The 14066-nt window shown below is 71.3% G+C and carries 12 protein-coding genes; 8 read left to right on the forward strand and 4 right to left on the reverse strand.

All coding sequences use genetic code 11. The features are described from left to right. From CCR87_RS03100 to mnhG, 8 genes are all read left to right on the forward strand, one after another. On the forward strand, positions 1–306 hold a 306-nt coding region (locus CCR87_RS03100; protein WP_420850142.1), incomplete at its 5' end, for a hypothetical protein. Positions 307–550: 244 nt separating this feature from the next. Next, on the forward strand, positions 551–2839 hold the full coding sequence (locus CCR87_RS03105) for a putative monovalent cation/H+ antiporter subunit A (protein WP_207186530.1): 2289 nt from the start codon (positions 551–553) through the stop codon (positions 2837–2839). Then, entirely contained in the window at positions 2836–3258 is a 423-nt protein-coding gene (locus CCR87_RS03110; protein WP_201156055.1) for a Na+/H+ antiporter subunit B, read from the forward strand. Before CCR87_RS03105 ends, CCR87_RS03110 begins: the two co-directional genes overlap by 4 nt. Then, positions 3258–3632, forward strand: a complete 375-nt coding sequence (locus CCR87_RS03115) for a Na+/H+ antiporter subunit C (protein ID WP_201156056.1) — start codon at positions 3258–3260, stop codon at positions 3630–3632. Before CCR87_RS03110 ends, CCR87_RS03115 begins: the two co-directional genes overlap by 1 nt. Beyond that, entirely contained in the window at positions 3629–5137 is a 1509-nt protein-coding gene (locus CCR87_RS03120; protein ID WP_201156058.1) for a Na+/H+ antiporter subunit D, read from the forward strand. The genes CCR87_RS03115 and CCR87_RS03120 overlap by 4 nt, the downstream gene beginning before the upstream one ends. Further along, complete coding sequence (locus tag CCR87_RS03125) at positions 5134–5613, forward strand: Na+/H+ antiporter subunit E (RefSeq protein WP_201156060.1); 480 nt, start codon at positions 5134–5136, stop codon at positions 5611–5613. The genes CCR87_RS03120 and CCR87_RS03125 overlap by 4 nt, the downstream gene beginning before the upstream one ends. Then, a complete protein-coding gene (locus tag CCR87_RS03130) occupies positions 5610–5939 on the forward strand; it encodes an MrpF/PhaF family protein (RefSeq protein WP_201156062.1) in 330 nt (109 codons plus the stop codon). Before CCR87_RS03125 ends, CCR87_RS03130 begins: the two co-directional genes overlap by 4 nt. After that, the gene (gene mnhG, locus CCR87_RS03135) at positions 5932–6237 is read left to right on the forward strand and encodes a monovalent cation/H(+) antiporter subunit G (protein ID WP_201156064.1); all 306 of its coding nucleotides are present in this window, start codon (positions 5932–5934) and stop codon (positions 6235–6237) included. Before CCR87_RS03130 ends, mnhG begins: the two co-directional genes overlap by 8 nt. Before the next feature lie 7 nt (positions 6238–6244). Here mnhG and pheT read toward each other — a convergent pair whose 3' ends face one another. The 4 genes from pheT to CCR87_RS03155 form a co-directional block, all read right to left on the reverse strand. Further along, positions 6245–8662: a phenylalanine--tRNA ligase subunit beta gene (pheT, locus tag CCR87_RS03140; protein WP_201156066.1), complete on the reverse strand. Its 2418-nt coding sequence runs from the start codon at positions 8660–8662 to the stop codon at positions 6245–6247. Between the two features lie 33 nt (positions 8663–8695). Next, on the reverse strand, positions 8696–9835 hold the full coding sequence (locus tag CCR87_RS03145) for a leucyl aminopeptidase family protein (RefSeq protein WP_201156068.1): 1140 nt from the start codon (positions 9833–9835) through the stop codon (positions 8696–8698). 65 nt (positions 9836–9900) lie between these two features. Then, positions 9901–10911: a hypothetical protein gene (locus tag CCR87_RS03150; protein ID WP_201156070.1), complete on the reverse strand. Its 1011-nt coding sequence runs from the start codon at positions 10909–10911 to the stop codon at positions 9901–9903. A 127-nt stretch (positions 10912–11038) separates the two neighbouring features. After that, a partial coding sequence (locus CCR87_RS03155; protein WP_207186531.1) for a PAS-domain containing protein occupies positions 11039–14066 on the reverse strand: 3028 nt, incomplete at its 5' end.

Below are 14066 nucleotides of genomic sequence, written 5' to 3' on the forward strand. Positions count from 1 at the left end.
TGGCTGGCGGGGCTGGCGCCGGGGCTGATCTTTGCCTTTGCCGCGTTGCAAGGTGTGGCGGCGGGGCTGATGAGCATCCTGCGCCCGGTGCTGACGGCACAGGCGCTGGGCGCGCGGGGGTTCGGGCGGATCTCGGGGGCGATCGCGGTGGCGCCGCTGCTGGGGGCCGCGGCCGCACCGTTCCTGGCAGCAGTGGCGTTCGAGGCGGGCGGCGGTCCTGCGCTGATCGGCGTGGCGATGGCCATGGCGCTGGTCGCGGCGGTGTGCTGCTGGGGGCTGCTGCGCCAGCGCCGAGGTTTCGCCTGAAATTTGTGCACGCCCCGGTGCTTCGCGTGGAAAACCGGCAGGAAACCGGGCCGGACGCGCCACAAGCCGTTGCGGCCCGGGGCCGATCCCCTAGGTGGACTTCGCAACGCCGTGCACGCCGTGGCGTTGCGAATTCGCCGGGGACATGCGACATGTCGCCCGCGGGACGCCCGATACGGGTCGCGCAGGCAGGATAGTCAGGTCGCCCGCCGCGTCGGGCACGCCGCAACGGACACGAGGGACGATGGCCGAAGATACCGACCCGAACGCCCCCTGGATCACCTTTGCGGGCATCGCGCCGGCCGCGATCACCGCGGCACTGTTTGTCTGGTTTCTGGGCCACGCGCCCACCATCGCCGCCGGAGGGTCCATCCGCTGGGCCTGGGACTGGATCCCCTCGCTTCAGGTGACGCTCAGCTTCTGGCTCGATGGCCTCAGCCTGATGTTCGCGCTGCTGATCACCGGAATCGGGGCGCTGGTGATGCTGTATGCGGCGCGGTATCTGGCCGGGCACAAGCAGTTCGCGCGGTTCGCGCTGTATCTGTTCCTGTTCATGCTGTCGATGCTGGGGCTGGTGCTGGCCGACAACCTGATCGCGCTGTTCGTGTTCTGGGAGTTGACGACCTTCACCTCGTACCTGCTGATCGGCTTCAGCCATGCCGATCCGAAATCGCGCCGCAACGCGTTGCAGGCGCTGCTGCTGACAGCGGCGGGGGGGCTGGCGCTGCTGGCGGGGTTCATCCTGCTGGGCCTGACACAGGGCACGTTCGAGATCTCGGTGCTGAACGCGGGTGGCAGCCTGGCAGGCAGCGCGTGGTACCTGCCGATCCTGATCCTGGTGCTGCTGGGCGCGTTCACCAAATCCGCGCAGGTGCCGTTTCATTTCTGGTTGCCCAACGCGATGGCGGCGCCCACGCCGGTGTCGGCGTATCTGCACTCGGCCACCATGGTGAAGGCGGGGATCTATCTGCTGGCGCGGATGCATCCCAGCCTGTCGGGCTCCGAGGTCTGGCTGTGGACGCTGACGCTGTTTGGCGGCGTGACCACGGTGTTCGCCTCCATCATGGCGCTGCGCCAGATCGACCTGAAGCAGACGCTGGCCTACACCACGCTGATGGCGCTGGGCACGCTGACGATGCTGCTGGGCGGAAGCTCGGGCTATGCCATCACCGGGGCGATGGCGTTCCTGTTCGTGCATTCGCTCTACAAGGCGGCGCTGTTCCTGACCATCGGGCTGGTGGACCATGCCACCGGCACGCGGGATGCCGATGTGCTGGGCGGGCTGGCGCGGGTGATGCCGATCACGGCGCTGGCGGCGGCGCTGGCGGCGCTGTCGATGGCCGGCATCCCGCCGTTCCTCGGCTTCATCGCCAAGGAGGTGGCGTATTCCGGGGCCACCGGCTCGCCGCTCTGGCCGCTGGTGATCCTGCTCGCGCTGGCGGCCAATGCGCTGATGGTGGCGGTGGCGGCGATCGTTGCGTGGCGGCCGTTCTTCGGCCCGCAGGGACGGTTGCCGCGTGTGCCGCATGAAGGGCCTTGGGCGATGCTGCTGGGGCCGGTGATTCTGGCCGTTCTGGGTCTGGCGTTCGGCCTGCTTCCGGGGCTGGCCGCGCTGATCATCGAACCTGCGGTGAACGCGGTGATGGGCACGCCCGACACCGGTGGACGGCTGAAGCTGTGGGCGGGGTTCAACCTGCCGCTGCTGCTCAGCGTCGTGACGCTGGCGCTTGGGGCGGTGCTGTACCTGCGCCATCAGACCCTGCGCGAGCGCATTGCCCGGCTGGAGGCGCGGGGCCCGGATTTCGACGCCGGCTGGGACCGCCTGCTGGAGCATTTCATGGCCGTGGCCAAGGGCCAGACCCGCATCATCCAGACCGGGCGGCTGCGGGACTACATGTTCGTGACCTTCGGGGTGCTGCTGGCGGCCATCGTGTCGGGGCTGCTTGCCCGCAACGTGGGCGGGCTGGAGCTGGCGCTGGCGGGGCTGTCGGTGCGCGAATGGGGGGTTGCGGGCTTGATCGTCGCGGGGACGGTGGCGACGCTTCTGACGTCGTCCCGGGTTACGGCGATCGTGGCGCTGGGGGTCGTGGGGATCGGGGTCGCGCTGATCTTCATCATCTATTCCGCCCCCGACGTGGCCATCACCCAGCTTCTGGTGGAGCTGCTGATCGTCGTGCTGTTCGCTGTCGCGGCCCTCAAGCTGCCGATGCTGGACCGCGAGGGGGTCCAGCGCCACCGCCCGCTGGACGCGGTGCTGGCGGTGGGGGTCGGCGCGGCCACGACGGTGGTGCTGATGCTGGTCACCCAGGCCCCCTTCGACCGCCGCCTGACGGAGTTCTTCGAGGCCTCCAGCTATCCCGACGCCCATGGGCGCAACATCGTCAACGTCATCCTGGTCGACTTCCGCACCCTCGACACATTCGGCGAGATCGCGGTCGTGGTGGTCGCGGCGCTCGGGGCCTATGCGCTGCTCAAGGGCGGTCGGTCGCTGGTGCGCCGGTCCGGTGACGCCGCCGAGGAGGAGAACAAGTGAACTCCATCATCTTTTCCGCCGGCGCCCGCATCCTGGTGGCGCTGCTTCTGGTGTTTTCGGTCTTCATGCTGCTGCGGGGCCACAACCTGCCGGGGGGCGGATTCATCGGCGGGCTGATCGCGGCGGTGGGCTTCATCGTCTACATGCTGGCCTGCGGCACGACGCAGGCCAAGGCGGCGCTGCGCGTCAGCCCCGAGGCGCTGGCGATGGTCGGGCTGCTGATCGCGCTGGCCTCGGGGTTCGTGTCGATCCTGTTCGGCGATCCGTTCTTTACCGGACAGTGGTGGTGGGTCGGTGGCGACAGCTATGCCACCGCCGTGGTTCGGCCCAACACGGTTCTGGTGTTCGACGTCGGCGTGTATCTGGTGGTGCTTGGCTCCATCGTGTCGCTGGCCTGCGCCTTCGAGGAGGAGGTCTGATGGAATCCCTGACCGCCATCATCGTGGGCGTGCTGGTCGCGGCATCGGTGTATCTGATGCTGGCGCCCAGCTTCCTGCGCTTCCTGTTCGGGCTGATCCTGCTGTCGAACGCGGCCAACCTGGTGATCTTCGCCTCGGGCCGCATGACCGAGGGCGCGCCCGCGCTGGTGCCCGAGGGGGCGTCCGCGCCCACCGGCGTGGTGGGCAACGCGCTGCCGCAGGCGCTGGTGCTGACGGCCATCGTGATCGGCTTCGGCCTGCTTGCGTTCACGCTGGCGCTTGCGTTCGAGGCCTATCGCCGCCTGCGCACCCTGGAGACCGAGGAGATGCGCGAGGCCGAACCCGTCGAGGGCGGTGAGGAGACCCGCGCATGAGCTGGCTTCTGGTCTTTCCCATCGCCATCCCCTTCGCGACGGCGGTGCTGGCCTATCTGTGGCGCAACGGGGCGGAGGGGAAGTGGATCTCGCTGGCCGGCTCCATCGGGTCGCTGATCGCGTCCGGGCTGCTGATGTCGGCGGTGCTGCGCGAAGGTGTGATCGCCGGGCAGATGTCGAACTGGGACGCGCCGTTCGGGATCACGCTGGTGGCCGACTACCTGTCGGCGGTGATGGTGGTGATCACCGCGATCACCGGCCTTGCCACCGCCATCTATGCCATGGGCGAGATCGAGGCGCGGCTGGAGCGGCTGGGCTATCACGCGCTGTTCCAGGTGCTGATCGCGGGCGTCACGGGGGCGTTCCTGACGGGCGATCTGTTCAACCTCTATGTCTGGTTCGAGGTGATGCTGATCGCGTCCTTCGGCCTTCTGGTACTGGGGGGATCGAAGGCGCAGCTTGACGCGGGGATCAAGTATGTCGCGCTCAACCTGATCTCCACGCTGGTGTTCCTGTCGGGGATCGGGCTGCTTTACGGCCTGACCGGCACGCTGAACATGGCCGACCTGCGCGGCGCGGTGGCGGCGGTGGAGAACCAGGGCCTCGTGACCGTGATTGCCATGATGTTCATGGTGGGCTTCGGGGTGAAGGCGGCGGTGTTCCCGCTGTTCTTCTGGCTGCCCGCGTCCTACCACACGCCCAGCTTCGCGGTGTCCGCGGTGTTCGCCGGGCTGCTGACCAAGGTCGGTGTCTATGCGCTGATGCGGATGTTCACGCTGGTGTTCGTGGGCGACGTGGGCTTCACCCACGAGATCCTGATCTGGGTGTCGGTGCTGACGATGGTGACCGGCGTTCTGGGCGCCGCCGCACAGACCGACTTCCGCAAGATCCTGAGCTTCCACATCATCAGCCAGATCGGCTACATGACGCTGGGGCTGGCGCTGTTCACGCCGCTGGCGCTGATGGGGGGGGTGTTCTATCTCGTGCACCACATCATCGTGAAGGCGAACCTGTTTCTGGTCGCGGGCGTGGCGCAGAAGCTGACGGGGGACACCGACCTCAACCGGATCGGGGGGCTCTACAAGTCCTCGCCGTGGCTGGCGGCGCTGTTCATCGTGCCGGCGTTCTCGCTGGCGGGCTTTCCGCCGCTGTCGGGGTTCTGGGCGAAGTACCTGATCGTCATGGCCTCGATCGAGCTTCAGGCCTGGGTCATCACCTTCTTTGCGCTGCTGGTGGGCTTGCTCACGATCTTCTCGATGACCAAGATCTGGGGCATGGCCTTCTGGAAGCCGCACCCCGACGGGATCGAGCCGGTGCCGGAGCGCATTCCGGCCGCCGTCCGCATCCCGATGATGATCCCCATCGTGGGGCTGGCGGCCATGACGGTGGGCATCGGCCTGTTCCCCGAACCCTTCGTACAATTCGCCGAGGTGTCGGCGGCGCAGCTCCTGTCGCCCACCGACTATGTGGACACGGTGCTGGGTGTGCGGGGGATGGCGCCATGAACCCGTTTGTCTACAACTTCCTGCTGGCGTTCTGCTGGGCGGCGATGACGGGGGACTTCTCGCTGGGCGGGCTGGTGACGGGGCTGGTGTTCGGCTTCTTCGCGCTGTGGATCGTGCAGCCGCTGGTGGGGATGGACCGGTTCTACTTCCTGCGGGTGTGGCGGATTTCCCGGCTGACGGCCTATTTCTTCTGGGAGCTGTTCCTGTCGTCGGTCAAGGTGGCGGCCGATGTGCTGCGCCCGGTGCCGCGCAACACGCCGCGCATCATCACCATGCCGCTGGACGTCAAGACCGACATGGAGATCCTGACCCTGACCAACCTGATCTCGCTGACCCCCGGCACGCTGTCGGTGGATGTCTCCGAGGATCGCTCCGAACTGATCGTGCACGCGATGTTCGCAGACGACCCCGAGGCCGAGATCGCCAACCTGAAAAGCGGCATGGAACGCATGGTGCTGGAGGCCTTTCACCCATGAGCCCGGCGGATTTTCTCGACTGGTGCGTGACCATCGGCTTCGTGATGGTGATGGCGGCGCTGGCCATCGGCTTTGTCCGGCTGGCGCTGGGACCCAGCCTGGCGGACCGGGTGGTGGCGCTGGACATGATGACGATCACCATCATCGTGTTCTGCGGCATCTATGCGGTGTACACCGGGGATGCGTCGTTTCTGGACGTGGCCATCGTGCTGGCCCTGATCGGGTTCCTGGCGACGGTCGCGCTGGCGCGCTATGCCGAACGCCGCTACGAGCGGGACCGCGACACCGGACCCGCGGCCGCCACGAAGGAGGGCGCCGATGATTGAGGTTCTCGCCGGACTTCTGGTGCTTGCGGGCGCGGGGTTCACGCTGATAGCCGCCATCGGCATCCTGCGCTATCCCGATCTCCTGACGCGGATGCATGCCTCGACCAAGGCGGGCACGCTGGGCTCGATCCTGGTGCTGGCGGCGATGGCCCTGGTGCTGGGCACCATGCCGGTGGTGGCCAAGACCATCGCCACGGTGCTGTTCCTGCTGCTGACCGCGCCGATTGCGGCCCACATGATCGGCCGCGCCTATGTGCGGACCGAAAAGACGCCCGCCCACGACACGACCCGCGACTGAGCGCGCCTCAGCCGCGCAGCGTGCCGCCCGTGGCCTTGGCAACCTTGTCCACCACGCGCGCGGCGACGGCCTCGATCTCGGCCTCGGTGAGGGTGCGGTCGCGCGGTTGCAGCCGCACGGTGATCGCCAGCGATTTCCGGCCCTCGCCCATCTGCGCCTCTGCCTTGGGGCCGGTGAACTCATCGAACAGCCGCACGCTGTCGATCAGCGTCTTGTCGGCGCCCTGGGCCGCCGTCAGCACCGCTTGCGCTTCGATGTCCGAGGCCACGACGAAGGCGAAATCCCGCTCCACCGCCTGCAGGTCCGACACCGCCAGCGCGGGCCGCGTGGTGGTGCGGGCGCGCGGCAGGGGGGCGGCTGCGATGTGCAGGGTGAAGGCCACCGCCGGCCCCTTCACGTCCAGTGCCGCCAGCACACGGGGATGCACCTCGCCGAACTCGGCCAGTGTCAGCTTGGGGCCAAGGCGCAGCGCGCCGCTGCGGCCCGGATGCCAGGCGGGGCCGGTCCCGCGCCAGATCCGCGCGGCGGGGGCGCCGATGGCCGCGAGCACCGCCTCGGCGTCGGCGCGGGCGTCGAACACATCCACCGGGCGGCGGCTGGCGTGGGGATCGCGCGGGCCTGCGTGGCCGATGCGCAGGCCGGTGGCGACCAGCGTCTCCTCGCCCGGCTCTCCGCCCGTGAACACCGGGCCGACCTCGAACAGCGCCAGATCGCCCTGACCGCGGGTCTGGTTGCGCGCCGCCGCACGCAGCAGACCCGGCAGCAGGTCGGGCCGCAGATGCGTCATCTCGGACGAGATCGGGTTTTCCAGCCGCACCGCGTCCGACCCGCCGCCGAACAGCGCGGCGGCGTCCGCGTCGATGAAGCTGTAGGTGATGCACTCGTTGAAGCCGAGCGCGGCCATGGTGCGCCGCGCGGCCCCCTCGCGCCGTTGCATCGGCGTCAGGACGGGGCGCGGCACGCCGGGCTGCGGCCGGGCCATGGGCCGGGCGGCCAGCTTCGTCAGCGAGGCGATGCGCGCGACCTCCTCGATCAGGTCGGCCTCGCCCAGGATGTCGGGGCGCCATGTGGGCGGGTGGGCGCGATCCCCCTCCAGCCGGAAGCCGAGCGCGGTCAGCGTGGCGCGCTGGTCGTCCTCGGGAATGTCCATGCCCACCAGGCTGACCACGCGGGCGGGGTCGAAGGCATAGCTGCGGTCGGTGTCCGGCACCGCGCCGTCGCTGACCACCTCCGACGCCGTGCCGCCGCACAGCTCCAGGATCATCGCGGTGGCGGCCTCCAGCCCCGGGCCGGTGAAGGCGGGGTCCACGCCGCGCTCGAACCGGTACCGCGCGTCGGAGTTCACCTTCAGCGCGCGGCCCGTGGCGGCGATGGTGATGGGGTCCCAATACGCGGATTCCAGGAACACATCCGTCGTGCCCTCGGTCACGCCCGACGGCGCGCCACCGACGATGCCCGCGATGCTTTCCACCCCCGCGTCGTCCGAGATCACCATCATCCCCGGCGCCAGCCGGTAGGTCTTGTCGTTGAGGGCCGCGAGCTCCTCGCCCCCCGCCGCCGGGTGGATGCGCAGGCTGCCGCGGATCAGGCCCGCGTCGAACACATGCAGCGGCCGGTTCAGGTCGAAGGTGAAGAAGTTGGTGATGTCCACCAGCGCCGAAATGGGGCGCAGCCCGATCGCCCGCAGCCGCGCCTGCAGCCAGGCCGGCGAGGGGCCGTTCGTCACGCCCCGGATCACCCGGCCCATGAACAGCGGGCAGCCGCGCTCCTTCAGGGCGGGGTCGATGGTCACCGATACCGGGCAGGCAAACGCCCCGGGCACCGGCGCGATCGCGCGCGGTTTCAGCCGACCCAGCCCGCGCGCCGCCAGATCGCGCGCGATGCCGCGCACGCCCAGCGCGTCGGGCCGGTTGGGCGTGACCTTGATGTAGATCATCGGGTCGTTCAGCCCGGCCCAGTCGATGTAGCGCGCGCCCAGCGGCGCATCGGCAGGCAGGTCGAGGATACCGTCGTGGTCCTCCGAAACCTCCAGCTCGCGTCCGGAACACAGCATCCCGTTCGATTCGACGCCGCGGATCACGCCGGGCTTCAGGTCCACGCCGGTGCCCGGGATATGGGTGCCCACGGGCGCGAACACCCCCACCAGCCCGGTGCGCGCGTTGGGCGCGCCACAGACCACCTGCACCTCCTGCGGGGCGGTGCCTGGGCCGTCGGGATATGTCTCCACCCGGCACAGCCGCAGGCGGTCGGCGTCGGGGTGCTGGACCGCCTCGATCACCCGCGCGATGGAGAACGCGCCCAGACGGTCGGCGGGGTCGTCCACCTCCTCGACCTCCAGGCCCAGATCGGTGAGCGCGTCGAGGATCGCCGACAGCGGCGCCTCCGTCTCCAGATGGTCCTTGAGCCAGGAGAGGGTGAATTTCATCGCTGCCGTCCTTGTTGCCGAACGCCCGGGGGCTTAGCGCACCCGGACCCGCTTGGAAAGCCGCGCGCCGGTTGCCACCGTGACCTCGGCCAGCGCCGCGTCGTCGGTGAAGAACGCCGGCAGCTCGGGGCCCAGCGCGACCCGCGCCGCACCCGTCAGCGTGGCGAACGACACCATGACCTCCGGCGCGTCCTCGGCCCCCAGCGCCAGCGCGTCCGCGAGCACGAGGCGCCCCTCGGCGTCGGTGTTGTTGACCTCGATCGTCAGGCCCTTGCGGCTGGTCAGGATGTCGCCGGGCCGGAATGCCCCGCCCGCCACCGCGTTCTCCACCGCAGGCACCAGCAGCCGCAGCCGCACCGGCCAGCGCGCGGCCATGATCAGCCGCGCCAGCGCGATGGCGGTCGCCGCCCCGCCCATGTCCTTCTTCATCAACCCCATCGACGCACCGGGCTTCAGGTTCAGCCCGCCGGTGTCGAACACCACCCCCTTGCCCACCAGTGTCAGGCGCGGGCCGCTGTCCCCCCATGCCATGTCGATCAGCCGCGGCGCGCGGGGCGAGGCGCGCCCGACCGCGTGGATCAGCGGCAGGTTGGCGGCCAGCAGCGCCTCACCTTCGGTGGTGGTGCAGGTGGCGCCAAAGTCGGCCGCCAGCCCCTCGATCGCGGCCTGAAGCTCGGCCGGTCCGAGGTCGTTGGCCGGGGTGTTGATCAGGTCGCGCGCCAGCGCCTCGGCGGCGGCAAGGGACTGCAGCGCCGCCGCATCCACGCCGTCGGGGGCGACCAGCCGGGCGCGCGGCGCCTCGGCCCGGCGGGCGTAGCGGTCAAAGCGGTAGCCCGCCAGCAGCCAGCCCAGCGCGGCCTCGTCGCGCTCGTCATCGGGCAGATCGCCGATCAGGGCATAGGTCCCCTCGGGCAGGGTGGCGGCGGCCCGCGCCAGTCCGAATCGGGTGCGCGCCCGGGCCGCCGCATCGCCGCGCCCGACCACGGCGGCAATGATGCGGCCCTGTGCGTCGGGGACCGCCACTGTCTGGCCCAGCCGGGCGCGGAAGCCCTGGGCGGTGATCCAGCCGCGCTGCGGGTCGGGGCGGGTGGTCAGCCAGTCCTCCAGCCCTTCGGGGGTGACGGCGTGCAGGGGAATGGCGCCGGCGTCGGGCGCGGCGAAGGTCAGGGCCATGGGCATCTCCGGGCGGTTGTGCCTGCAGCCTAGCCGCTGGGCGGCCCGCCGCAAGGGGCGCGGTGTCAGCGCTGGCAGATGTCCTGCAGCGCGACCCAGTCGCTGTCGCTGAGCAGCGGTCGCACGGGCGGTGTGTCGCCGAAGGGATCGCCCTCGATCAGGCGGGCGGCGCGGGGGCCGCCGGTTGCGCGTGCCCAGGGCGCGACGGGGACCTCGGCGGTGGCAAAGCGCGCCAGCAGCGTGGCGGGATCGGCGGCCGGCAGGGGGCGGGCGATGCGCGCCGCGCCGTGGCCGCGCAGGGCGCGCGGCTCGACCTCTCCGGTGGTCAGCAGGCGCAGGGTGCCCAGCGTGCCGATGTGGCGCAGGGCTGCGCGCAGGGGGGGGGCGGCCTCGGCCCGGGTGGCGGCGGCCAGCGCGTGCCCGGCGGCGATTTCAGGGCTGTCGTGGGATTCGATCATCGGGCGACCCAGCGCGACGATCCCCCCCGGCAGCGCCAGGGCCGCCGGGGCGCCGTCGCCGTCCAGGACCACCAGTCGCCCCACGCCCAGCCGGTCCTGCAACCGCCCCAGCGCCCGCAGGCCCAGCGGCGCGCCACAGACCGGGTGGCCCGCCTGCGCCAGATCTCCGAGGATCGCCGCCCCGATCTCGGCGCGGGTGGCACCGGGCAGGGTGCGCACCGCGTGATCCACCAGCGCGCCCGGCAGCCACAGCAGCACCGCCAGCCCCAGCGCGACCATCACGCCGACGGTCAGCGTGGGTCGGATGCGCCCGCGGCCCTGCCCGCCGCGCCGCAGCGCGGTGGCCACGGTCTCCAGCGCGTCGATCATGTCGGTGTCGTCGATCTCCAGCGTCTCGCCGGCCTCGGCATCGGGCGAGAACAGCGCGGGGTGGGCACTGGGATTGCGCCGCGTGACCGCCGGCAGCGACCAGTGCGCCAGCGGCACGCCGCTGCGCACGTCCGACAGGATCAGCGACGCCTCGCCAAACGCCACAACCACATCGCGACGCTGCGTGCCGGGCGCTGCGCGCCACAGCCCGTCACATTCCAGCCGTTGATATTTTCTGAGCGCCGTCATCGCGCCTGAGGCCCCGCATCGGGGCGCGGTCCGCATGCCTGCCCCGTCGCACGATAGCCGACCGCGCAGCCAAGGCCAACCGGGCGTGCGACCGCACGGCGGGGTCGCGCCGGGCGGGCATCGCGCGTCACGGTCCGCCCGGCAGCACCGCATCCAGCGCCCGGCGCAGATCGGCCACGCCAAAGGGTTTGGCCACATGCGCCGCAAAGCCCTGGCACAGGTAGTCGGCCACCTGGTCGGCCATGGCATTCGCCGTCACCGCCAGGATCGGCGGCCCCTCCCGGCCGGCCTGGTCGGCGCGGATCGCCCGCAGCGCGCCGGGTCCGTCCAGCCCCGGCATCGAGATGTCGAGCAGGATCGCATCGAACCCACCGTCCCGCGCCGCCGCCACCGCCGCAGTTCCGTCGGGCACGATCACCGCCTCGATCCCCAGCCGCCCGAGGATGCGCCCCAACACGAAGCGGTTCGCCGCGTTGTCGTCGGCGGCCAGCACCCGCAGCCCCGACAGGCTGCGTGGCGCGGGGGCGTTGGCCTGCGCGGCCGCACCCTCCGCCGCCCCGGGCTGCACCGGCAGCGGCAGCGACACGGTGACGGTGGTGCCGGCGCCCGGTGTGCTGTCCACGCGGATGCTGCCGCCCATCAGGTCCACCAGCCGCCGCACGATCGACATGCCCAGCCCGCTGCCCCCGTACCGGCGGCTGATCGAGGTGTCGGCCTGGGTGAAGCTGTCGAAGATGCGCGCGCGCTGGTCGGCGGACATGCCGATGCCGGTGTCGCGCACGCGCATCACCAGCGGCCCGCCGCGCGGGGCGCGCAGCGCCAGCGCAACATGGCCCGCCGCGGTGAACTTCACCGCGTTGCCCAGCAGGTTGTGCAGGATCTGCTGCACCCGGTGCGCGTCGCCCAGACGGGGTGTGTCGCAGCCCGCGTCCAGTGTCAGCTCGAACGCCAGCCCCTTGTCGCGCGCGGCCAGCCCGTGGATGTCGCGCAGCCGCCGGGCGACGGCGGCGGGGATGAAGGGGGCGTGTTCCAGCGACAGCCGCCCGGCCTCGATCCGCGACATGTCCAGCAGGTCGTTGAGCAGCGTCAGCAGCGTCTGTCCGGAATGGCGGATGATGCCCAGCATGCGGTGGTGCTCGGGCTCGGTCACGGCGCTTTCCAGCAGCTCGGCCACGCCCAGCACGCCATTCAGGGGGGTGCGGATCTCGTGGCTCATGGTGGCGAGGAAGTCGGACTTGCTGCGGCTCGCGGCCTCGGCGCGGTCGCGCGCCTCGCGCAGGCGGGCGTGGGCGGCGGCGGTGTCCAGCGCGGCCGAACAGATGTGCGCGGCCGCGGCCAGCGCATCGGTGGCGTCCGCGCTCCAGCCGGCCGGGTCGTGGCGGCACAGATCGAAGCCCAGGAACCCCGCGATGCGGTGGCCGACCGTGACCGGATGCAGGCTCAGCGCCTCGATCCCCTGGGGCTCCAGCACGGCGCGCTCGGCCGCGGTCATGTCGGCGCGGCCGTGCAGGACGAAGGGCTGCCCGGTGCGAAAGGCCGCCTGCATCCGGGTCAGACCGGCACCGGCCATGTCCAGGGTGTCGAACTCGGGGTTGCCCATCTGCGGGGTGATGCCGTCGCGGCACCACTCCACCTCCTGGCGGATGGTCCAGGGCATGTCCGGCAGGGCGGGATCGACCGGCGGGTGCAGGCCGAAGAAATAGCTGCGGTCGACGTCGGCGGCGCGGCCGATCTCGGCCAGCATGGTGGCGCGTTCGGCCAGCCAGTCGCCACCGCCGAGGATGCGCTCGGCCGCCGAGGCGACAGCCTGCAGGATCCCCTCGCGCCGCCGCCGGTCGGTGATGTCCAGCGTCAGCCCCGAGACGGTGCGTGCCCGCCCGCGCGCATCGCGTCCGGTGACACGGGCGCGCATCAGCGCCCACACGTCGCGCCCGTCGCGGTGGCGCAGCCGGAGCTCGATCGCGAGCCCTGCGTCGGCGGGGGCGTCGGTCGCAGGGCTGGGCCCGATACTGGCCCCGATACTGGCCCCCGTTCGGGCCCCCGTTCGGGCCCCCGTTCGGGCTGTGGCGTCGGTTGCGGCGTCGGCGGCGTCCGCTTCGGCCTCGCCCCGGGCTGCCTCATGCGTGCGGAAGTGGCCGCGTGGGCGGCCCAGCAGGCTGCGGTCCAGCCGCGCGCGATCCTCCGGGTGGGTCAGCGCCCGCAGCCGGTCCAGGGTCATCGCCCCCAGCGTGGCGGCGTCGTGGCCCAGCATCGCCGCCCAGCGTGCGTTGACCATCAGCGCGCCGGTGTCGAGGTCTGCGCGAAAGGTGCCGGCGTCGGCGCCCGCGATCATGTCGGCCAGTTCGCGGCGCGCCTCCACCAGTTCGGTGATGTCGATGCGCAGGCCGACGCGTCCTCCGTTGGGCATGGCGCGGTCGATCACCCGCAGCACCTGTCCGCCGACCATGCGCTGCACGCGGTTGGTGGCGGGCAGCGCGCGTTCGGCCAGGCGCGCGGCCAGCCAGGCCTGTGGATCGGGGCCGGTGTCGCGGAACTGCCCCACCGCGAGGCCGTGGCGCAACAGCTCGGCAAAGCTGGTGCCGGGCACATAGGCGTCCGCCATTCCGGGAAAGAGCGCCCGCTGCCGCGCGTTGCACAGCACCAGCCGGTCGTCGGCGTCGAACAGGATGAAGCCGTCGGGCAGCGCCTCCACCGCGCTGAGGAGTTGCGCGCGCGCCAGCCGGGCCTCGGCCTCGGCGGTCTCGGCGCGGCGGCGGCTTGCGACCTGGGCGGTGATGTCGATGCGCAGGCCGACCCGTCCGCCGTCCGGGGTCGGCTGTTCGAGGATGCGCAGCCAGCGGCCATCGGACAGGGCGATCTCCATGGCCTGACCTTCGGGCGGGGGGTGGGCGAGGTTCTCGGCCAGCCAGGCCTCTTCGCGGCCGCGCGCCTCGGGGAACATGCCCCGCGCGAGACCGGCGCGCAGGATGTCCGCGAACCGCGCCCCCGGAAACAGCGTGTCCGCGATCGGCGCGAGAAGCGCGCGGTACCGTGCATTGCACAGAACGACGCGATTCGCCGCATCAAGCAGCATGAAGCCGTCGGGCAGGTTTTCGATTGCGGTCGCCAGTGCACTCGCCGTGGGGTCTGGCAGGGCGGCGGCGGGAAGGGGTGCG

Source organism: Rhodobaculum claviforme, from assembly GCF_016653255.1.
Classification (GTDB): domain Bacteria; phylum Pseudomonadota; class Alphaproteobacteria; order Rhodobacterales; family Rhodobacteraceae; genus Rhodobaculum; species Rhodobaculum claviforme.